This window comes from Bradyrhizobium sp. 87 (genome assembly GCF_023073015.1).
GTDB classification, from domain to species: Bacteria; Pseudomonadota; Alphaproteobacteria; order Rhizobiales; family Xanthobacteraceae; genus Bradyrhizobium; species Bradyrhizobium canariense_D.
On sequence record NZ_JADPIQ010000022.1, the window covers coordinates 56,399 to 78,390 of the forward strand.

Sequence of the window (21,992 nt, forward strand, 5' to 3'; positions counted from 1 at the left end):
CCCTCTAATGCGCGAACCGGTCCAGACGCTCCGACCAGGGGTCGTCTCCGCTCGCGATGCCATCGTTCGCGATCAGCAGCAGGCGATCGCTGCCTGCGGCCGAATCCCAATGCGGCAGGTCCGCACCGTTGGGATCGCCGCTCCTGGCGAAATTGATCCAGTAGGCGCGCATGCGATTTGCGACCTCGCGATCGGCTCCTGACAAGATGCCTGCACCGGGCATGCCTTCGACGCCGAAGATGAACTGCAATTCCCGCCCGTGACCGCCCTCGGGGTTTGCGCGCCGTGCCTCCGGCACATAGGTGAAGCGATAGCGAAAGGTCGGCGCACCGCTGGCGGCATGCAGGCGCGCCAGCAGTCTCACTGGCTCGGAGAAGACCCTGTCGGTGTAGAACCTTGCCGCGCGGTCCGAAGGTCTGGCGAGATCGGGATAGAGCCTGCGCAGCTCATCGCTGGTGGTGCCTGACGATGCCAGCTCTTCCCGGATATCCAGCTCGCCGTCGAAACCGGTCTCGTCGTCGTTCGAGCCGATGATCAAGGGGATGCGGCTCTCATGTCCAGCTGCGAAGCCCGCGGCGACCTCCTCGCTCACCAGACTCCCATCGATCGTCGGCGCGAAGCTGCGCGGCGATTTTTCCAGGAAATGTTTTTCGACGGCAAGCAGGCGTTGCGGTTCGGCTGTACGTAAATCGGCCTGTCGCCCCAGCACCGCCACGAATTGCCGCCCCACAATTTCGGCCTCTTGTGCCGAACGCAGGCGCGCACGGCCGGGGATCGATTGCAGAATGGCTTTCTGGAAGAGATCGCGCGATTGCTCCGACAGCATCAGCAGCGCGATCGACGTTGCGCCTGCGCCACTGCCGAACAAGGTGACGTTGGTGGGATCACCGCCGAAGGCCGCGATGTTGTCGTGCACCCAATGCAGCGCCGCGATCTGGTCCATCAGGCCGAAATTGCCGGAGCCGCCTTCCGACAGCGCGGGATCGCTGAGCCAGCCGAACGCGCCGAGGCGAAAATTCACGGTCACCACGATGAGGCCGGCTTGCGCGAGCCTGGCACCGTCGAACAGCGGATCATTCGCGGTGCCGCTGACGAAAGCGCCGTCGTGGATGAACATCATCACCGGTAGCGGGCCGTCGACCCCGAACGGACGAAACACGTTCAGCGTGAGGCAATCCTCGCTCGATCCCGGCAGCGAGGGCTGAAGACACGGCGCGCCATAGGCATAGGCGGTGCGCATCTCCGAACTCTCGGGTGCAGCCTGCGGCGGACGCCAGCGCAGCGGTCCGAGCGGCGCGGCCACATAGGCCAGCCCCTTGAACGAGGCCACCTCGCCTTCGACGGCGCCAAGCATCTGTCCTTCGCGCGTCAGCGCAAATGGAAACTGGCCGACCGGCTGGGCCACGACCGAGCCGGCGCAACAGAGGACGAGTGACGTCGCAAAAAGCGCGAACACGGACCGCATCTTCGGAGCATCTCGACGCGCGGAAGGATTTTGGGCAGGTTATGTCCGTGGCCCGCCGCGAAGCAAGCGCCGCGGCTGCGCCTAGCTCCGCTTGGCGGCAAGCTCCGCCAGTGCGTGCCGTGCGATGATGCCGAGCTCGCCGAGCGTGGAGTGACCGGACCGCGCCGCCTCGATCAGCCGCTCGGCGATGAACCTGCGGCTGTCGTGATCGCCGCCGTGAGGCAGTTGGCGGCACGTCTCCTCCAGGACGACGTCCATGTTCGCTTTGGTCCGCTCACTCAACTCTGTCATGACGCCCGTTTGCACGCGTGGCAAAAACAAGAGCATACACAGGTGGATCGACCCTGATTAGCCCGGGAAATCACGGCCCTTGTGCATCGCGATGCGTGTGCCGCCGCAACATTCACGCGGCCATGATGACGCCGCAAATGGCTACCGAAGATTGCACATGCCGTGATGACAAGCCGAACCTGCAGCGATAGCCTGCGGGCAAAACAAAACACACGGGAGGAAATGCCATGCCTGATGCAATGGTTGCTGCACGTGCCTCGGACACGGGGCGCGGAACCAGCCAGCAGGTCGATGTTGCCGTGGTCGGTGCCGGATTTGCCGGCCTCTATCTTCTGCATCGGCTACGCAAGGCCGGCCTGACGGCGGTCGGCCTCGAAGAAGCCGGCGACGTCGGCGGCACCTGGTACTGGAACCGATATCCCGGGGCGCGCTGCGACATCCAGACCATTGATTACAGCTACACCTTCGATCCCGACCTCGAGACCGCATGGACCTGGTCGGAGAAATATGCGACCCAGCCCGAGATCCTGCGCTATCTCGGCTTCGTCGCCGACCGCTACGATCTCAGGCGTGACATCCGCTTCAAGACCAAGGTCACGGAAGCGAAATGGGACGAGGCGATCGAGCGCTGGCAGCTCACCACCGATAATGGCCCGCCGGTCTCCTGCCGCCATTACATCATGGCCACCGGCTGCCTCTCGGCGCCCAAGCCGCCGGAGATCGACGGCGTGAAGGACTTCAAGGGCGAGGTCTATTTCACCGGACGCTGGCCGCATGACGGCGTCCATCTCGGCGGCAAGCGCGTCGCGGTGATCGGCACGGGATCGTCGGCCATTCAGTCGATCCCGCTGATCGCCGAGCAGGCTGCGCACCTGACCGTGTTCCAGCGCACCCCGAATTTCGCGCTTCCGGCGCACAACGGTCCCGCGCCGTCCGATCGCATGAGCCTGCTGCAAGGCGATCGCGCGGCCTATCGCGAGCAGGCGCGCCAGTCGATGGCCGGCGTGCCCTATCCGCAGCAGACGGTCGTTAGCTGGCAATTAAGCGATGCCGAGCGTCGTGAGCGGTTCGAACGCGCTTGGGCGGCCGGCGACCTCGTCCACATCCTGACCCAGCTCTGGGCCGACCAGGCGGTCGACATCGACGGCAACAAGATCGTCCAGGACCTGATCCGCGAGAAGATCCGCGCCGCCGTCAAAGACCCCGAGACCGCCGCGGCGCTGATGCCGGACGATCATCCGTTCGGCGCCAAACGCCCCTGCCTCGATACCAACTATTACGCGACCTACAACCGGCCGAACGTCACGCTGGTCAATCTGCGTCAGGAGCCGATCAAGGCGATCACCGCAAGTGGGATCACGACGGCCAAGCGCAGCGTCGACGTGGACGTGATCGTGTTCGCGACCGGCTTCGACGCCATGACCGGCGCGATCCGCGCCGTGCATCCGATCACCGGACGTGGCGGCAAGTCGCTCACCGACGTCTGGGCGCAGGGGCCGCAGACCTATCTCGGCCTCACCGTCGCAGGCTTCCCGAACTTCTTCATGATCACCGGTCCCGGCAGCCCGTCGGTGCTGTCGAACATGGCGGTGTCAATCGAGCAGCATGTCGACTGGGTCGTCGACCGGCTCAAAGCATTGCGCGACGGCGGCTTCACCACGATCGAGCCGACCGAGACGGCGCAAGCCGGCTGGAACAGGCACATGGCCGATTGCTCGATGGTGACGCTGCACCGGCTCGCCAACACCTGGTACACGGGCGCCAACGTGCCCGGCAAGGTGCAGGGCCTGATGCCCTATACCGGCGGCGTCGGTCCCTATCGCAGCATCTGCGACGAGGTGGTCAGCCGCGGCATGCTCGGCTTCAAGCTGACCGGCCCCGACGTCGCCGCGCAATGCAATGACGGCGAGGTGGTGCGGCTGCAGCCGGACGTGCGGCTGGTGCTGAACCTGCTGGCGTCACTCAACCTGCCGCCGATCGAGTCGATGGGCGCCCTCGGCGCCCGCGCCTTCGTCGACGAGTTCAACAAGGGCCGCCCGGCGGGACGGCCGATCGGCGAGATCGTCGACGGCACCCTGACAGGCGCCGACGGTCCGCTGCCTTACCGGGTATACCGGCCGGCAACGCCGGGGCCGCATCCGGTGGTGGTCTATTTCCACGGCGGCGGCTGGGTGCTCGGCGACGAGCAGTCGGACGAGCCGTTCTGCCGCGACATGGTGCGGCGGACCGGCATGATGCTGGTCAGCGTCGGCTATCGTCATGCGCCCGAGCATCGTTTCCCGGCCGCGGCCGAAGACGGCTATGCGGCGACGCGCTGGATCGCCGAGCACGCCGCCGAGCTCGGCGGCAGGCCGGGCCCGGTGCTGGTCGCGGGCTGGAGCGCCGGCGGCAACATCGCCGCCGTCACCTGCCAGCTTGCGCGCGATCGCGGCGGCCCTGAGATCGCGGGCCAACTCCTGATCTGCCCGGTCACCGACTGCACCTTCGACCGCCCCTCCTACAACGACAATGCGACCGGCTATTTCCTGACGCGCTCGCTGATGTACTGGTTCTGGGACCTCTACTGCTCGCCGACCGACCGCACCGATCCACGCGCCTCGCCGCTCCGCGGCAAGGTCGAAAGGCTACCGCCGGCCTTCGTCGTCACCTGCGAATTCGATCCCCTGCGCGACGAAGGCATCGCCTATGCCGAGGCGATGGCAGCCGCCGGCGTCCCGGTCGAGCAACTCAAGGCGCGTGGCCATTTCCATTCGTCCTTCACGATGGTGGACGTGATCATCACCGGCGCGCCGAGCCGGGTGCAGATGGCCGAGGCCTTGCGGCGCTTTGCCGGGCTTCCGCCCGAAGTTGGTCGCGGCGATGAGACCAGCCACGGGCACACCAGCCCGGGCCATAAAATCGCGGCGGCCGCGAGCTGAAAGCAAACATTTGCCGGGAACTATTTCCCGGTCATCGCGTTTGGTGCTGAGGCATTGAGATGCAGTAATGGGTGTAGGCCCCGGTACGCACGATCGTGTGCCGGGGTCTTTTTGCGTGAGGCGGGACGATGGGGGACGTGGTTGGGGATTCAAAGGTCGACTTTGGTGTCCTTGCGGTGCTGCATAAATGGCCGTCGCTTGCGAACCAGCGACGGTCGGACCGAGCGTCCTACCAGGTGATCGAGGGTACGCTCGACGAATGCATCTCGGCGTTCATGGCGAAGCCGGCGGCGACCAGGCATCTCTATGAGATCCGCACCATCGCGCAACCGCCGCTGGTCACGGACATTCTCTCGCCCGAGCACATCACGGAGCTGGCGCGGCTGCGCGAATTTCTCTGATCCTCGCAGAAGCACCGGCTGAGCGCGGGAACCTTCTGCCGGTTTTTCCCGTTGATGGTGATCGGAAGCGAAGGCGTGAGTGCCTCACATGCTTGAAGCCGGCGTGCCAGCCCCTGTCGTGCCCTATGGCGCAGACCAGACCCTGTTCGTGGTGATCGACCGCCTCGACAAGGCGACCGAAATTCGCGTCGAGCGAAGCGATCTCGACGCCACGATCGGCGAGCTCGTCGCTGGCTGCTTCAACGACCCCATCAAGGTCATCTCGTTCAACACGCTGGAGCACTGGATGAAGGACATCTCGACCGATGTCGCCGGCGAGATCCGGGCGCGCTGTGACATTGATGGCATGACGCTGCCGGACTATCTCAGCGACTTCGTCGAAAGCCACAGCTGAGCGCGCATGGGGATGAGAATCAGGCGCGCCGGTACTTGCCGGCGATGACCTCGATCTCGCGGCGGCGTTCGTGCGCGAAGGTCAGGAGCTTTTCGATCGTCAATGTATCCGTGATCCGTTTGGCCAGCCGCTCGGCGCGTGCGGCCTGATCTTCGAGATACTGGATCGTGGTCAAACGCCGCCTCCCAAGAGCTTAGATCTAGTCCCGAATGATTGGGTATCCATGGTGGCTTGAGGCGGCTAACAGCCGGTTAAGCACAGCGCTTCGGATCGATGCAGCCGCAAATTATTGCACCACGTCGAGCCGGACATTGGTGACACCCTTGTCGACCATGCCGAGCGCCTCCGCCGCGGAGGGAGAGACGTCGACCACGCGTCCGCGAACATACGGCCCGCGATCGTTGATCCTGACGGTGACGAAGCGGCCGGATGAGACATCGGTGACGCGCAGCTTGGTGCCGAACGGCAGGCTGGGATGGGCCGCGGTCAATTCGTTCTTGTCGAACCTCTCGCCGCTCGCCGTCTCCGTGTCCGAATAGAAACTGGCGACGCCGTGGGAGACGCTCTGCTTTGCATCACCGTCGGGGATGCGCGCCCGGCTGATCGGACGCGGATGCAGCGCCGCCACCCTGTGCGGTCGTTCGACAGCGGCCTGGCGGTGGGTGCCGAGATCGGCCTTCTGGTGGCCGACCGGCGATTGCGCACACGCCGCAAGCGACGCCGCGCCGATGGTGGCGAGCAGGATCCGGCACAGGCTTGCCGGCGAAATCCGGGCATTTTCGGCACGTGCAAAGCAAGACATGATGCGCCCTCCGAATGGCCCCGAGTTTCGGTGGGCAATGAGGGCAGAACCTTGTCGGAACGAAAGCGCGCCTGAGGCCGCAGCCGTTTCGGGTTAGCTGTGGCGATTCCACCACACTGGCTTGTCCTGAATCGAGACAGGCTCGTGGGATAAGCCCGATACGACGCGCCAGATCGGGCGCGTCTCCGGCGGAACCTCGTCAGGTTCGGCGCCGCTCCTCGAGAGCCGCGCGAGCTCGCGCCGATAGAGCCGCTGCCAGCCGGTCTTCAAGCTGGCGAGAAAGTCGAGCTCCCGTTGTGTCAGCGTGCACATCATGAACCCGATCCGGTTGCGAGAGCCGCGTCGTCAGCCGACGAGGCCTCCCATCGGTTTGACGTCGGCGCTGCCCGGGAAGACGGCTTCTGCGAGCACCTTCTCCTCGACGCGCAGATGATCCCTCAGCAGGCCTTTCAGCACCGCGCGCAAATCCGTGGTCGGCTTGAGATCGCGATCCTCGAAGAGTTGCGCCGGCTTCAGACCGGGCCAGTCCGCGATCACGCGACCACCGTTGAGCCCGCCGCCGATCAGGAAAGCGACCGTGCCCGTGCCGTGGTCGGTACCCTGCGTACCGTTGATGCGCGCGGTTCGCCCGAACTCGGTGACGACGGCCACGACTGTTTCGCGCCACGCTTCGCCCATATTGCTCTCGATCGCGGCAAAGGCGCCGTCGAGAGCACCGAGCAGATTGTAGAGCTGGCCCGAGGCCACGCCCTCGGCGATGTGCGTATCCCAGCCGACGAAGCCCATGGCGCCGACACGCGGGCCGTCAGGCTTGGCGAGATAGCGCGCGGCCGTGCCGGCGGCTTCGGCGAAATAGGCGCGCACGCGCGCGATGCCGGGCGGCGGCAAGGTCGGATCGTCGGACATCGGATCGCCCGCGCCTGGTGCGCCGCCGAGCGAAGCGAGCCTCATGCGGGCCTGGAGCACGGTCGCAAGCTTCGGATCGGTGTGCTGGTAGAGATCGAGCAGGCGGTTCTGCGTGTCCTCGCTCGCCGGCAACAATCTCTGCGGCACCCATGTCATGACGGGCGCCGAACCGCGCACCACCAGCGGCGTCACGGAGCCGATGCCGAGCGCGCGGCTGCCGCGCGGGTCGACACGCCCGCTGGATTCCAGCGCGAGCAGCGCGCGGTTGAGCCATCCCGAGCTGGTCATGCCCGGCTTGACGAGCCCGCTTTCCAGCACGTCCTGGCCGTCGAAATGCGAACGCTCGCGATAGGGCGTCGCGGCGGCATGGACGATCGCAGCCTTGCCGCTCTTGTAGAGCCGATGCAGATTCGGCATCGCCGGATTGAGCGCGAAGAAGGCATCGAGCGGCAGCGCGGGCGGCTTGCCGTCCAGCACCAGCGCACGATCGCCGCGCAAGGAGATCCAGTCGGGATCGCCGACCGGCGCAACCGCGCCAAGGCCGTCGAGCGCACCGCGCAGCACAATGACCAGCAGGCGCGGATCGCGCCCTTCGGCACGCGCGATCCGCGGCATCTGGCTCCACGTGAACAGCGCGCCGGAGCCGACCAGAAGCTCGCGCCGCGTGGGCAGATGATGGTCAAAGCCCATGGTCACCTCCTCTGGAAATCCGCCGACATGAACAACAGCGCGAGCGCCTGCTGCCGGCTCTCGGCGCGGCCGACGGCCTGCTTCACCTCGGGTGATATCTCCGATGCGAAGACGTCCTCGATGATCGCCTGCGGATCAGCCGTACCGGCGAGGCGCTCGGCAAAATTGTTGGCGATGTCGAGCCGCCGGCCGACGCCGTCGATCCAGCTCGCCTCGTCGTCCGGATAGCCCTTGGGCGCGGATGGACGCCACAGCGCCTCGCCGAGCAGCTCCAGCCCGCCGGTGAAGCGGACTGGATCGACCGTCGTGGCGCCGGTCGCGCGCACCATGCCAACGCCCCACTCGCTGGGACGCTTGAGCTTCGACGGCGGCCCGCGCCAGGCCTCGTCCGAGGACACCATCGCGATCGCGACCTGCTTAAGATCGCCCTCGGTGTCGCGAAAAGTCTTCGCCATCTGCTCGATCAGCACAGGCGGCGGCTCGTCGGCGACGAAATGGCGCGCGAGCTTGGTCGCGATATGGGTTGCGGTCGCCGGATGCGCGGCGAGATCGCGCAGCACCGCGCGGCCCTGCTCGGCATCCTCCTGCTCGTAGCGCTTGCCGAGCACGGTTTGCCCGCCGGGCTCGTGCAGCCGCGGATTGAAGGTGAACTCGCCACCGTGCTCGGGATTGTCGCCGGGCGGCACCAGCGTCCATCCCGTCAACACATTGGCGAAGCTGATGACGTCGTCCTGGGTGTAGCCGGCGCGCACGCCGAGCGTATGCAGCTCCATGATCTCGCGCGCGATGTTCTCGTTGAGGCCGCGGCTGCGGTTGATGCCGGCGATCGAGTTCGCACCCATCGAGCCGAGATTGTCGAGATAGAACAGCATCGCCGGATGGCCCTCGACGGCCAACAGGAGATCGACGAAGCGGCCGAGCATATTGGCGCGAACGGCTTCGCGCTCATAGGCGCCGGACATGCTCTGGATCTTGTTGGCCGAGATGCAGAAATGGTTGGACCAGAACCACACCAGCCGCTCGGCGAAGCCGATCTCGGCGGCAAGCGCGGCTTCCGTGCGCAGCTTGGCTTCCTGCAAATAGATCGGACGCCCGGGATCGGGCACGGCCTCGGCCGCCTGCTTGGCCGCCATCTCGGCGGCGTCCTTGTCCGCACCCTGCCCTTGCGTCTGGTCTTCCGACATTGTCGGCGCGGACGCCGTCTGCTGCCTCTTGGCCTGCTGCTGCGCCTGCTTGGCCCTAGCCGCGCGCCGCGCATTGGCGTCGGCAACGGTGCGATAGGCCTTTGCGCTGGTGGGAAGGACGGCGGCGGCGGTCAGCGTGAGCGGCCGGTCGAGATCGGCGATCAGTGCGCCGCGCGGGTCGGTGCCGACGGCGGCGATCGATCCCGGTCGCGGCCCCATCCCGAAGCGATGAAGCGCCAGCACAGCTTCGGCCTTTGCGGAATTGGTCATCGCGAACGCCTGATTTTCTCGAGCCTGCCAGCGGCACGCCGCGCAAGGCTACGAACCGTAATGCTACATATCGTAGCATTTGCGGTGCTGGCCCGCAAGCAGAGATTGCGCTGTCCCGTCCGATATCGCGAGCCGCCCATCCGGCGTGACTGATGGACGGCCGCAACGCTCCTAGAAATTCGGCCCGAGCGCGATCTTGGTGATCGTGCCGTTCCTGACGCCGATCCGCCATTCCGCCGAGCCGTTGGCGAACTGGGCGATGTAGATGTCGCTGTCGAGCGCGGTGACGCCGCGGAACGAGACCGCACGCAGCGCGCCGAGCTTCGCCAGGATCGCCTGGTCGAACGGAAGCTGCTGCCGCGTGATGTCGGCGACTTCCGACGTCATGTGCTCGTAGTCCGGCTGGCCCTTGCCGACATCAGCGATATAGCGGCGCAGCATATCCTCGCCATTGGCGATCGGAACGGCGCGGCGGGCGGCGCGCCCCGGCTTCGCGCCCATGTTGGAAGCCTCGACATTGTGGAAGCGCGTCTGCCGACCCGGCATCAGCACCTCGAGGCACCGTCCGGACTTGTCGGCGATCACCCAGGGATTGTTCACCGTGGTCGTGGCCGCCCAGCTCATGTTGGGCCGGACCACGCTCTGGGCCTTGCGATTGCCGTCGGCATCGAGATTGAAGACGCGGATGTCCTCGCCCATCTCGTTGTAGACCATGATCCGGATCGGCGAAGTGCCGGCGCGGCCGCGCACATTCGCCTCCTCGGCGCACGTGACGATGCCGCCGAGCTCATCATTGCCGTCGGCCCGGAAGATGACGTCGCCGGCCTTGCCGTCTGGCTCGAGCAGCAGGCGGAATTCCGCCGTGCCGTTCTCGAATTTCGCACCATAGATGTCGTAGCCGCCCGGTCCGACGCCGCGGAAGAACAGCGACTCCACCGGACCGAGGGCGACGAAGGTCGCGTGCAACTCGTCGACCTGGCGGTGGACCTTGGCGGCGAGCGGTGCGCTCATCCGGTCGTAGTTCGGCGTGCCGCTGCGCAGATCCTCGATCCCGCGCAGGATCATCTCCTTGCCGCCGGCGACCGGGACCTGCTCGCGGAAACGATCGGGGACTTCCGCAACGCGACGCGCGAAGTCGGCCTCGATCGCCTGCGCCGCGGCCGCATCGATCCGCGGTGCGAGGCGGGCGCCGAACACCGCGTTCTGGACCAGCACGCGCGAGACCCTGGCCTGCTCGTCGCGCAGGAAAACCAGCAGATTGTCGCCACGGATCGAGAAGGCGTCGGCCCCCTCAGCGAGGAGCGCAGCCCGGCCCTGTACGGTTTCCTGCACCTGGAGCCGATCCCCGTCGCGGTCCACCGTGAGCACGCGGTTCGGTGCGATCCTGTACCAGCCCACATATTGATCGAGTGATCCGGAATCGGTGGCCGCCGTCGGCATCTCGGCAACGAGAAGTGCGCGGATGTCGCGTCCATTCATGCGCAGCATCAGCTCGGCGGAGCGGCGCTCCGCATCGAGCGGGAACGTGATCTCACCGGACGAGGCGGGGTAGGATGCGATGCCGTCAGTGCCGACCGTCAGGCGCAATTTGCGCTGCCCGGTGAGCTGGCCGTAGACCTCGTCGCCGTCGCGGAAGATCGCGAACACCGAGGTCGGACCCATGGCGTAGAAATTGACGAAGGGGCGGTAATGCTGGGCCGGCACCTCTCCACTATCCGCGGCGAGCGGCGCAGGCTCCGGCGTGCGATAGGCGATCATGCCGGCGGACACGATCACGGCCGGGACGATCGCAGCCGCGATCCACGCCCGCTTGCGCCAGCCGACCGCGACGGGCATCGCGGCGGCCGCGATGATGCGCTCGACGCGGGCGCGCACGGTCGAGGCCCGCGCCATCGCGAGCTCGACCGGCCGCGGGTTTACCGTGCTTGCAAAATCAAGCAGGATTTCCGCATAGGACAGCCGGTCGTCGATCACCTCGATGGCCTCGGCGTCGCTGATGATCTCGGCAAGTTCGGCCAGACGCGCGAGCTGCCACCACGAGAACGGGCTGAACCAGAACACCGCGCGATTGAGGGAGGCGAGCAGGAGTATATAGAAATCGCGGTTGGCGACATGCGCGCCCTCATGCGCGAGCACCGCGAGGCGCTTCTTGGCGTCCCAGCCGGAAAATTGCGGCGGCACCAGAATGGTCGAGCCAAACGTGACGGGACCGCCGACGTCGCGGCTGACGCGCACATCGGCGTCGACCATGCGCGGACCGTTGATCGGCCTTGCCGCGCGCGCGAGGCGCCAGGTCAGACAGAGGCCGATGGCCAGCCGCAGCAGCAACAGGCTGGCGACGCCGGCATGGATGACGGTAGCGATCAGCCACCAATTGATTGAGACGCCGTTCTTCGACGGCGGAATCGCCGCGCCGGGCGTCATCGGCTGCATGGGCTGCGGCATCTCGAACGTCGAGATATCAACTGGCATGACATCAGCCGGCACCGATACCGGCGATGGCAGCCGGGTGATCGTGACCGTCGGCCAATGCATCACGAACGGCATCGCCAGCGACGCCAGCAGCACGACGACCCACGCCGTCATGTGGACGTGCGGATTGCGCACGCGAAACAGGTTGAGGCCGAACCAGACGACGCCTCCCAGCACAAGGGAGCGCAGCGCCGCCTCCGCCAGAGTTGCGATCATTCTTTCTTCACTCCCCTCGCCTTCTTCGCCTTGGCCACCTGGTCGGCCAGTGTGCGCAACTGCTGCTGATCGAGCATCGCATTGTCGACCATGCCGACGAGGACCTCCTCCATCGAGCCGTTGCAGAACCAGTCGACGATGCGCTGCACCGCCTTGGCCGCAACCCGCGCGCGCTCTTCGGCTGCGTGGTAGACATAGGTGCGTCCGTCCACCGTGTGCCGAGCATAGCCCTTTTCTTCCAGCCGGCGCAGCACCGTGCGGACTGTCGATTCCTTCAGCCGACGCGACAGCTTCTCGCGCACAATTTCGGCCGTCACAGGACCATGGGCCCAAACCAGTTGCATGACCTCGTGCTCGAGGTCGCCCAGTTCGGGCAAACGATCGTCCATGGCGGCTTACCTTGATTGAATTTCTTGTAACGCTACAGAGCGTCGCATATACGGCCGCGCCGCGCAACCGGGTTTCTACCTGAAATGGTATCGCTGTGCTGACCTAACGTGGCTTGCTTCAAGCGGTCGTCGGGCCCGGGCTTGTCCGGGGCATCCACGTTCTTCGTACCATCCGGCGAGGCGTGGATGGCCGGGACATAGGCGAGCGGAAGCGACGCCGTCCTTCGGACGGCTATGCCCGGCCATGACGAGGCGGAGGCCTCAGTACTGCGGCTCGTACATCTGGGACTGAACCAGTCCCTTCACGTCGTTCGGCGCGGGTCCGTCCGCGAGCCCGCGCTGAAAGGCGACATCGGCGACGGCGGCGGCGATACGCACCGAGACTTCGCGGATGCGTGGCAGCGCCGGGTAGAGGCTGCCTTGCGCGAGATCGTCCTTGCCGACGCAATCGGCGAGCGTATGGGCGGCCGCCATGAACATCTCGTCCGTGACCAGCCGCGAGCGGCTGGCGATGACGCCGAGGCCGACGCCCGGGAAGATGTAGGAGTTGTTGCCCTGGCGCGGCACGAAGGTTCGGCCGTTGAGCTTGACGGGGTCATACGGACTGCCGCAGGCAAACAGCGCGCGGCCTCCGGTGTAGCGGTAGGCGTCCTCCGCCGAACATTCGGCCTTCGAAGTCGGATTGGAGAGCGCGAACACGATCGGCTGCTCGTTGAGCTCGGCCATCGCCTTGAGCACGTCGGGCGTGAAGGCGCCACCGACCGCGGCAACACCGATGATGGCGGTCGGCTTCAGCGTCCTGATCGCGGTGAGGAAATCGGCGATCGGCGCCTGACCGGCATGGGCATAACGGAGCTTGTGACCGGACAGGCCTTGGCGGGCGCCAACGACGAGGCCGCGGGAATCCACCAGCCAGTTGCGCCGAAGCGCCTCGGCTTCAGAGGCACCTTCCGCCATCATCGCGGACGTCACGAGATCGGCGATGCCGGTCGCGGCCTCGCCGGCGCCGAGGAACAGGATGCGCTGGTCCTTCAGCTTGCCGCCGTTGACGCGCAGCGCCGAAAACAGGCCGGCGAGCGCCACCGCAGCCGTGCCCTGGATGTCGTCGTTGAAGACGCAGGCCTCATCGCGGTATTTGTGCAGCAGCTTGAACGCCGAGTGGTTGGCGAAATCCTCGAACTGGATCAGCACACCCGGAAAGGTCTTTCGCGCGGCGACCATGAACTCGTCGACGAAGCTGTCATAGGCCTCGCCCGTGAGCCGCCGCTCGCGCAGGCCGAGATAATACGGGTCCTTCAGGAGCTCTTCGTTGTTGGTGCCGACGTCGAGCACGATCGGCAGGCACGTTTCGGGATGCACGCCGGCGCAGGCCGAATAGAGCGAGAGCTTTCCGACCGGAATGCCCATTCCGTTGGCGCCGAGATCGCCGAGGCCGAGGATGCGCTCGCCATCGGTGACGACGATCAGCTTGGCCGGATAGGGCCAGTTCTTCAGGATCTCGGCGATCTGGCCGCGATCGCGCGAGGAGATGAACATGCCGCGTGGCCGCTGGAAAATCAGGCCGTATTTCTGGCAGGCGAGCCCGACCGTCGGCGTGTAGATGATCGGTTGAATCTCGTCGATATTGTCGACGACGACGCGGAAGAACAGCGCCTCGTTGCGGTCGTGCAAGGCATTCAGCGCGACATATTTCTCGAGATCGGTCGGCAGCGTGCGCAGATTGACCAGCACGCGCTCGACCTGGGTCTCCATCGTCAGCACGCAAGGCGGCAGCAGGCCGCGCAGGCCGAGATCGTCGCGCTCCTGCGCGGAGAAGGCGGTGCCCTTGTTGAGCAGGGGATCGCGCAGCAGCGCCATGCCGTGCACGGAATCGGACGATGTCGAATGGGCGCTGACCCGAGCAGGTCTATTCACGAATTCCCCCAGGGAGTTTCTTATTGAAGGGCGAGCATTGTCGGCCAGCACTCACCTGAGATCAAGGACGCAGAAAACTGCGGCAAGCATTGTGATCCCGCACCGCAGCGAGGTTTTGGTGACAGACCGGTCGTCGTGCGCACGAAAAGGTTAACGCCGCGAGGCTGTCGTTCTCCTCATGGTGAGGAGCGCGGAACGCGCGTCTCCGGACGATGCTTTGCATCGCCGGGCGAACCACGCAGGCCCTGCTCTCGCTTGCGGCGCATCCTTCGAGACACCCGCTCCGCGGGCTCCTCAGGATGAGGCAGTGGTATTATTCCGCCTTGATGTCGGCGGCCTTCACGATCGGCCACCATTTCTCGGTCTCGGCCTTCTGGAAGGCTCCGAGCGCTGCGGGCGTCTGCTGATCGGGCGGAGGAATCTCCTGCCCCAATTCGCCAAACCGCTGCTTGACGGTGGGATCGGCAAGCACGGTGACAATGGCCGCGTTGAGCTTTGTGACGATCTCCTTCGGCGTGTTCTTCGGTGCCCAGATGCCGTGCCAGTAGGAGATGTAGAGACCGGGCAACCCCGCCTCGTCGACCGTCGGGATATCGGGCGCGGAGGCGAGCCGCGTCGGCGACGTCACCGCGAACGCCTTGATCGCACCGTTCTTGTAGTGCGGCAGCGAGTTCGAGGCCTGATCGAACATGATGTCGATCTGCCCGGCCACGAGGTCGATCATGGCGGGCCCCGCGCCGCGATACGGCACGAACTGGAAGTCGGTGCCGGTCCTCTCCTTGAAGAAGACACCGGCGACGTGGGCCCCCGTGCCGGCGCCGGCCGTGCCGGCAGTCACCTTGCCGGGGTTGGCCTTCAGCCACGCGATCATCTCTTTCAGAGTGTTGGCTTCGAGCGTCTTCCGGCCGACGATGAGCTGCGTGCCCATCGCGATCGTCGCGACCGGCTCGAAATCGGCGATCACGTCGTATGGCAGCTTGAAGATCGCGCCGTTGAGCACATGCGTGCCCCAATGGCCGATCGTGATCGTGGTGCCATCAGGCGTTGCGCGCGCGACGCGGGCGCCGGCGATGCTGCCGGAGGCGCCGGCGATGTTCTCCACCACGATCGACGTGTGCAATTCAGCGGCGATGCGTTCGGACAGGATGCGCGCCAGCGTATCGGTCGGACCGCCCGCCGCGAACGGCACCACGAGGGTGATCGGCCGCGACGGAAACGGCTGGGCGCTTAGCGGCGCGATCAACCCATAGGCGATCAGCCCAGCAATGACGATCGCATGATTATGCAATCCGGCCCACAGCCCCCGCATCAGTCTCCCCCCACGCTTTTTGTCGCCCGCATGTTGTCAGCAGGCTGGAGCCGGAGTGAACGCTGCGGCGCGGGCCGAGGCAAGCTGAAAATGATGTCGGACAGCTTAGGACATGTACTCATAAACTCGCGCTGCACTTCGTCTGAGGTCCACTCTGCCTCCGATACCGGCCGCGTTGGCGCACCTCACCCTAGGTCCGAGTTGGGCCATGTGTGGAAATCGCGTGGGGCCCGCTCAGCTGGCGTTAGTGCTTCATTGGCGCGTGTCCGACCGATGATCCGCAGGCTCGGCAAATCGCACGATGGGACCCCGCCTGCTCAATCGCTCAAGAACTTCTTTCTTACTTTCAGCAAGCCGATCAACATTATTGACCACAAACGTGTGATTACCTCCGCACTACTGGTCGCACCCGCTCCACTGGGACATGGTCGCCGTTTTTGCTGACGACCTTCAGAAACACTTCTTCCCGAGTCGCTTTGTCGATCATGCGGGCAGATCCTTTGCCGAGATGCTCATCTCCCCATTGGCTCAATGCCATCAGCACAGGCAATAGCTTGATGCCGGCTTTGGTGGGTTCGTATTGATAGCGCTTTCGCGCCCCCGGCTCCTTGTAAGGAGTTTTTTCAAAGATTCCGTACTCAACAAGTTTTTCCAGGCGCTCAGACAGCACCGCTCTTGGTATGCCCAAAAACGTTTGAAAGTCCTGGAAGCGGCGAACCCCCCATGAGGCCTCGCGCAAGATCAACAAGGTCCAGGTTTCACCAACAATCTCGAGCGTTCGCTTGATGGAGCAGTTGTTTTTTAGCTCCAACATCAAGCGAAGATCCAGCTCGGGCGAATGCGCTTTTTCTGAGTTCATTTTTCATACACAGGTTGACGTTAATGACAGTTCGTTATATGAACTTAGCATGGTTTGGCCGGTCGAGCGGTCAGGGAACCGTAAGATTACTTGGCGGAATGAGCCATACAGCTCTCGCGGAGGGGACAATGAAGTTTCTGCAAATGTCTAAGTTTGGCAAACCCACCGAGGTGGTTGAAGTTGTCGAAAGCGATCCACCCCCACCGCCGGCAGCAAATGAAGCCACGGTCGCGGTCGAATACTCAGCGATCGGACTTGCTGAACTTCTGATGATCCGTGGCATGTATGCGATCAGGCCGCAGCCGCCCGCGCCGCTCGGGAACGAAGCTATTGGCCGCGTTGTCGCCGTAGGAGCCTCGGTTAAAAATGTAAGGACTGGCGATCGTGTGGCCATTCCGATCGGGCTTCCCGTGTGGAGACAGGCCATCACGGTGCCGGCCACCGATCTCATCGTCTTGTCTGAGCAAGCCGATCCCCAACAGATGTCAATGCTTCGGATCAATCCGCTCACAGCGGCATTGCTCCTAACCGAGTATGTCGAACTCGGCAAGGACGACTGGGTCATCCAGAACGCCGGCAATTCCGGTGTGGGACGCAGCGTCATTGCGTTTGCAAAGGAGTTCGGACTGCGCTCGGTAAGCCTCGTGCGCAGACCCGAGCTGGTGGATGAGCTGAAGTCAGCCGGAGCTGACGTCGTCCTTGTCGATGGACCCGACGTTGTGAAGCAGGTCGCAGCGGCGACCGGCAAGGCTAAAATCAAGCTGGGCATCGACGGCGTGGGTGGCGAGTCCTCGCACTCGGTAGCGTCTTGCCTCGCGTCGAACACCAAGATGGTCGTCTATGGCGGCGTCAGCGGAAAGCCCGCGGCCATGAGTCCTCTGAACATCATTTTCAAGCAGATGACCCTGGAAGGGTTTTGGCTGGGATTTCCGCGCTTTCGAGATGCACACGAAAAGCTTGCGGCTCATACGCGGACAGCCGAGCGACTGATCGCCGAAGGCAAACTGCACGTTCCGGTCGCCGGCGTTTATTCGCTCGAGCAGGCAACTCAGGCCATGGCGCATGCGCAAAAAGGCGGGAAAGTCCTTCTGAAACCCAACTAATGGATGATCAACGGTCAGGCGCCCTGAATTCTAAGCGCCTGAAACCGCAGCTAGTGCGATATCGAAAGCGATGGCCCTAATTCCAATAGGGCGAACCGGAGGACACATGACTGCTCTTTTAGATCTGGTGCTTGAGTCTCACGGAACTCTTGAACGATGGCGAAAATTCAACGCGATCGACGTGAACCTCTCGATGCATGGTTCGCACTGGACTAGAAAGGGATGGGATGGTGTCTTCGAAAATGTTCAATTGAAGGCGCAAACGAAAGAACAGCGAACTTGCTTTACGCACTTTACCGAAGAAGGCGTGCAAAGCATCTACGAACCGGATCGTGTTCGGCTAGAGACAATCGACGGGAAGCTTATCGAGGAGCGCGTACATCCAAGAAATGCGTTTGAAGGACATACTCTTCAGACGACGTGGGATAGGCTGCATCTGGCTTACTTTACCGGGTATGCACTTTGGAATTATCTGAATACTCCATTTATGTTTGTCACTGAGAGTGCCAAAGCGGAAGAGATAGACCCGGCGACCGACCAAGGCACGGTACGCCGGCGGCTCAAGATCACTTTTCCCGAGAAGGTTGGAACTCACTGTCCGGACCAGATATTCCACGTCGATGAAAACGGGCTCATCGCTCGTTTGGATTATACCACACTCGTGGCAGGTGGTGCTCCAGCCGCGCACTACATGTCCGAGTACAAGAACATTCAAGGGATTATGATGCCAACCAAACGGCGCGCGTTCAGGAGAAACCCGGACGGAAGTATAAATACCGAATCTGTCCTCGTCGGTATCGATATCTCTGCAATTGCTTTGACTTAAAAAAGCATTCAGACGGCAGGAAGCACGCAAGCAAATGGGTACCCCCCGACTGCCCCATGGCGCGCGCCGTGGGTGTCATCGGCGATTGGGGTAGACACAATCGACTTGAGGAGCGCGTACATCCAAGAAAAACGTTTGAAGGACACGCGCGAGTACGTTCATGGCGTGGACACAAACGAACTTAAGGGCAAGGCGGGGCCAAAAGGCGCCACCTCCTCTGTTCTGAGTTATCGTTGGCATGCCGACTTCCGGTTTGGATCACGAGCCGCCGATCACACGTAAGGTCGGACACTTCCGCTTTCGATTGGCAAGCCGACGTTTATGGACAGACTCTCTAGCCGACCGCTCGCCTTGGCGTCAGATGAGCGGCGCCATCAGCCGGCGGCGCGATGTGCATCAGGATGGTCTGGGTGGCGGATGCGACCTCGATGCCGTTGTGCTGGAAACGCTGCTTCATGCGGCGGTTGAATTCGCGCTGCACCGGCCAGCGGCCGGCCTCGGTGCAGCGGATCTGGCCGACGATCGACACCATGGCGCCGTCGACCTTGTCGATGCCCCAGAGCTCGAGATCGCCGCGGATCAGACTGCGGAATTCCACCTCGCGGCGCATCTCGTCGACGATGTCCTTGAGGATCTGGCCGGCGCGGTCGGTATCCTCCTTGTAGGCGACGTTGACGCTGACGGACGCATTGCCGGCGCCGCGGCTGGCATTGGTGATAGTCGTGACCGCGCTGAACGGCACGATGTGCACGGCACCGTCGCCGGCACGAAGCCTGATCGTGCGGATCGAGACGTTCTCGACCACGCCCGATAGCCCGGACACGCTGACGCTGTCGCCGACCTGGACGGTGTTCTCCAGCAGCAGGAACAGGCCGGTGATGAGATCCTGCACCAGCTTCTGCGAGCCGAAGCCGATGGCGATGCCGACGATGCCGGCGCCCGCCAGCAGCGGCGCGACGTTGACGCCGATCTCGCTGAGCGCCGTGAGCCCGACGACAGTGGCGATCACGCACAGCAAGGCCGTGCGCAGCATCGGCTGAAAGGTCCGCAGCCGCGCGGCCCGGGCATAGTGCCCATCGCGCGACAGCGTATTGATCTGGCGGTCCAGCAGCGCGTTGCTGGCTTCCCAGATCGCAGCTGCGATGAACACGGCAAGTCCGATCGTCACCACCGCCGAGATCAGCCGGCTGCCGATCTGGCCCCCATAAAACCATACGATGGCGTCGACGCCCCAGACTTCGAGCACGGCCACCAGGCCGATGAAGGCGATCACGCCGGATACGATCTTGCGCAGCAGCGGCAGGTAGCGGTTGGCGCGGATCTCGAGGCCCGGAAAGCGCTGGAGGATCTCGGGCTTGATGCGGAAGCCGCGGTCGATCAGGCCCAGCGTCAGCATGATGGCGACACGCGTGATCAGCGCCACCGCGATGGTGCCGACGAAATATTGCAGCAGCAACGAATAGCCGTTGCGAATGTTCAGCGCCCACACGGCCCACAGCGCAAGGTCGAGCGCGATGGCGAGATAGTGCCAGCCGCCCGCGATGCGGTTGCGCAGTCGCGCCGCGATCCCCTGCCGGTCGGCCGGCGCGCGGATCGCTTCGGCGACCTGGCGGCGGCATTGCAGGATGATGACGACGATGAAGAGATGCACGACCAGCATCACCATGCGCAGGAGCGCGGCGTAGCCGCCGCGATGCAGGCCGAGCAGCAGCGCCACATTCGCAAAGGCGATGCCGGAGACGCCGACACCGACGATACGGCGCGCCCAGATCTCGATATAGGCGGCGGTTTCGGCCTTGACCGGAAACAAGCCGAACGGTCCCGCCAGCACACGGACCACACAGAAGAGCCCGCGCGAGAACGCATAGGCGTTGACGACGGCGAGGATCACGAGACGGACGGTGGTGGGCCCGCCGATCTCGGTGCCGAGCAGCGCCGTGGCGACGCCGACAAAGACCAACACGGGTAGCAGCTCGAGCAGGAAGCGTCCCAGCACGAGCGGCAGCCGCAGCATGATTTGCCAGGCCCGCGCCAGGCTGTGGCGGCGCATGTGCAGTTCGGGCGCCGGGGTGACATCGGCCACGGATGACGGCGGATCGGCAATGGGCAACACCTGCACCGGCAGACGCGCCGTTTGCGGCATGCGCCCTTCCAGGAACACGACGGGGCGGCGGATCAGACGGAAGATCACCCATTCGGCGCAGAAGGCGCAGCCGAACACCAGCGCAAGCTTCCAGGCGATCTCGATCAGGAGATTGTAGGCCGCGGGATCGTTCGCGGTCCGCACGATCCAGTAATAGAACGCCGGGAAGTGCGTGAGCGTCCTGGCCATATCGGCGACGTCTCGCGAAATCTCGCCGATTTCCTCGGACACGGTGAGCATGAGCTGCGCACCGAGGCCGTCGGCCGCGAGCGGGATCGGCGATTTTGGCTCGGGCGCGGGCTGCTGTGCACCGGACGCATTGGCGATCGCGCGCAGCGTGTCGATCATCTGCGCGCGCTTCTTGTCGTCCTGCAGCGTTTCCAGCGCGCGCTTGGCCTCATCGGGCGACAACGCGGCAGCGCTACTCGTCGGCGGCGCGGCGCGGGCGCAGGAGAGAGATGAGATCGCGATCAAGAGCGCGGCGAGAAGCGCGGAGGCAAGCTTATGCGACACGAGGGATCCCTGGGAAAATGAATGCGACGGCGACGTCGGGCCCGTCACCGCCGAAGCACATGCATCATGTCGGATCGACGCTATTCGCCCGGGCGCTGTGTCGGAAGTTGGCCAATGAGGCGACATTCTCTTGGCATTTGCCGCGGTGCAGTAAACGGGAACCGCGGTCTCAAGGCAGGACGTGCAGCGATCGGAATGCAGGCACGCGGCTGGAAGCTCAACCGCGGCCATTCTTCGAGACGCCCGCCTGCGGCGAGCCCTCAGGATGAGGGATGAATATGCGGCAACATTTCAACGCAGATGGATGCAGCTGAGCCTCATCCTGAGGAGCCGCAGAACGCGGCGTCTCGAAGGACGAGGCGCTCGCTCAGGCGCCGCTGAGACGTCATATGCGACAGCCCTGATATGCGACAGCCCTCCGTCATTCCGGGAGTCGGCCCGGAATGACGGCCGTGAGGAGGAGGAAGAGAGAAGCACGATGTCAAAAGCACGGCGGCCGCGTCACGGCCCTCCGACGTGGATCGGTGTGCAATCGATGTGATGCACAATACAGCGCCGGGCAGGTAGGGGCTATGCCACACTGATGCAGCCCTCTAAACCTTGGCCCGGCGTGCCGTTCGCGGTTTTCTGCCGCTATGCGATAGTCCGAACGAGCTCCATCGCACTTAACGCGGCTGGATCTGCGGAGGTGGTGTCATAGACCTCCCCTTGCTCTTGATGTGGACGTTGCGCGTCGCTTGTTTGCGACCATTGAGATGGTCCTCCCGTGACGAAGAACTGTCAAGCAAGATCAACGGCGCGCAAATCACATTTGAGGGCGCGTTCCATCTGACTGCGACGGATTCGCTTGCAGCGAAATGCGAGAAGTGGGCGAATTGCGAGGCCGCCCTTCCCGCCAATGTAGAACGCTTCTGCTACCGGTGGACG

At 64.3% G+C, this 21,992-nt stretch carries 18 protein-coding genes; 5 read left to right on the forward strand and 13 right to left on the reverse strand.

What is annotated here, in order from left to right; translation table 11 throughout:
• Window positions 1–4 precede the first annotated feature (4 nt).
• Both IVB50_RS04775 and IVB50_RS04780 read right to left on the reverse strand, forming a co-directional pair.
• Window positions 5–1,465, reverse strand: a complete 1,461-nt coding sequence (locus IVB50_RS04775; protein ID WP_018457469.1) for a carboxylesterase family protein — start codon at window positions 1,463–1,465, stop codon at window positions 5–7.
• Window positions 1,466–1,546: 81 nt separating this feature from the next.
• A complete protein-coding gene (locus IVB50_RS04780) occupies window positions 1,547–1,792 on the reverse strand; it encodes a hypothetical protein (RefSeq protein ID WP_018457468.1) in 246 nt (81 codons plus the stop codon).
• A gap of 191 nt (window positions 1,793–1,983) precedes the next feature.
• On the opposite strand from IVB50_RS04780, the gene IVB50_RS04785 reads away from it, so the two are divergent.
• From IVB50_RS04785 to IVB50_RS04795, 3 genes are all read left to right on the forward strand, one after another.
• Window positions 1,984–4,674, forward strand: coding sequence for an alpha/beta hydrolase fold domain-containing protein (locus IVB50_RS04785; protein ID WP_026233376.1), 2,691 nt, complete (start codon window positions 1,984–1,986; stop codon window positions 4,672–4,674).
• Between the two features lie 128 nt (window positions 4,675–4,802).
• Window positions 4,803–5,075: a hypothetical protein gene (locus IVB50_RS04790; protein WP_018457466.1), complete on the forward strand. Its 273-nt coding sequence runs from the start codon at window positions 4,803–4,805 to the stop codon at window positions 5,073–5,075.
• A gap of 88 nt (window positions 5,076–5,163) precedes the next feature.
• A complete protein-coding gene (locus IVB50_RS04795; RefSeq protein WP_018457465.1) occupies window positions 5,164–5,469 on the forward strand; it encodes a hypothetical protein in 306 nt (101 codons plus the stop codon).
• Between the two features lie 19 nt (window positions 5,470–5,488).
• Here IVB50_RS04795 and IVB50_RS04800 read toward each other — a convergent pair whose 3' ends face one another.
• The 10 genes from IVB50_RS04800 to IVB50_RS04845 all read right to left on the reverse strand — a co-directional run bounded on the left by IVB50_RS04800 (window position 5,489) and on the right by IVB50_RS04845 (window position 16,480).
• Complete coding sequence (locus IVB50_RS04800) at window positions 5,489–5,644, reverse strand: hypothetical protein (RefSeq protein WP_018457464.1); 156 nt, start codon at window positions 5,642–5,644, stop codon at window positions 5,489–5,491.
• 111 nt (window positions 5,645–5,755) lie between these two features.
• Window positions 5,756–6,271 (reverse strand): septal ring lytic transglycosylase RlpA family protein, encoded by a 516-nt coding sequence (locus IVB50_RS04805; RefSeq protein WP_018457463.1) that lies wholly within the window; start codon window positions 6,269–6,271, stop codon window positions 5,756–5,758.
• A gap of 93 nt (window positions 6,272–6,364) precedes the next feature.
• Window positions 6,365–6,586, reverse strand: coding sequence for a hypothetical protein (locus IVB50_RS04810; protein WP_026233375.1), 222 nt, complete (start codon window positions 6,584–6,586; stop codon window positions 6,365–6,367).
• Between the two features lie 30 nt (window positions 6,587–6,616).
• A complete protein-coding gene (locus tag IVB50_RS04815) occupies window positions 6,617–7,867 on the reverse strand; it encodes a DUF1501 domain-containing protein (protein ID WP_018457461.1) in 1,251 nt (416 codons plus the stop codon).
• A gap of 2 nt (window positions 7,868–7,869) precedes the next feature.
• Window positions 7,870–9,321, reverse strand: coding sequence for a DUF1800 family protein (locus IVB50_RS04820; RefSeq protein WP_018457460.1), 1,452 nt, complete (start codon window positions 9,319–9,321; stop codon window positions 7,870–7,872).
• 171 nt (window positions 9,322–9,492) lie between these two features.
• Window positions 9,493–12,009: a M56 family metallopeptidase gene (locus tag IVB50_RS04825; RefSeq protein WP_018457459.1), complete on the reverse strand. Its 2,517-nt coding sequence runs from the start codon at window positions 12,007–12,009 to the stop codon at window positions 9,493–9,495.
• The gene (locus IVB50_RS04830) at window positions 12,006–12,398 is read right to left on the reverse strand and encodes a BlaI/MecI/CopY family transcriptional regulator (protein WP_018457458.1); all 393 of its coding nucleotides are present in this window, start codon (window positions 12,396–12,398) and stop codon (window positions 12,006–12,008) included. The genes IVB50_RS04825 and IVB50_RS04830 overlap by 4 nt, the downstream gene beginning before the upstream one ends.
• 261 nt (window positions 12,399–12,659) lie before the next feature.
• Window positions 12,660–14,312: an NAD-dependent malic enzyme gene (locus IVB50_RS04835; RefSeq protein ID WP_083926483.1), complete on the reverse strand. Its 1,653-nt coding sequence runs from the start codon at window positions 14,310–14,312 to the stop codon at window positions 12,660–12,662.
• Between the two features lie 313 nt (window positions 14,313–14,625).
• A complete protein-coding gene (locus tag IVB50_RS04840; RefSeq protein ID WP_085350245.1) occupies window positions 14,626–15,621 on the reverse strand; it encodes a tripartite tricarboxylate transporter substrate-binding protein in 996 nt (331 codons plus the stop codon).
• A 385-nt stretch (window positions 15,622–16,006) separates the two neighbouring features.
• Window positions 16,007–16,480 (reverse strand): helix-turn-helix domain-containing protein, encoded by a 474-nt coding sequence (locus IVB50_RS04845; RefSeq protein WP_018454364.1) that lies wholly within the window; start codon window positions 16,478–16,480, stop codon window positions 16,007–16,009.
• A gap of 128 nt (window positions 16,481–16,608) precedes the next feature.
• Here IVB50_RS04845 and IVB50_RS04850 point away from each other — a divergent pair, with 128 nt between their 5' ends.
• The gene (locus IVB50_RS04850) at window positions 16,609–17,583 is read left to right on the forward strand and encodes a zinc-dependent alcohol dehydrogenase family protein (RefSeq protein WP_018454363.1); all 975 of its coding nucleotides are present in this window, start codon (window positions 16,609–16,611) and stop codon (window positions 17,581–17,583) included.
• A 106-nt stretch (window positions 17,584–17,689) separates the two neighbouring features.
• Window positions 17,690–18,409, forward strand: coding sequence for a hypothetical protein (locus IVB50_RS04855; protein ID WP_018454362.1), 720 nt, complete (start codon window positions 17,690–17,692; stop codon window positions 18,407–18,409).
• A gap of 334 nt (window positions 18,410–18,743) precedes the next feature.
• Here IVB50_RS04855 and IVB50_RS04860 read toward each other — a convergent pair whose 3' ends face one another.
• Window positions 18,744–21,065, reverse strand: coding sequence for a mechanosensitive ion channel domain-containing protein (locus IVB50_RS04860; RefSeq protein ID WP_018454361.1), 2,322 nt, complete (start codon window positions 21,063–21,065; stop codon window positions 18,744–18,746).
• Window positions 21,066–21,992: the final 927 nt, after the last annotated feature.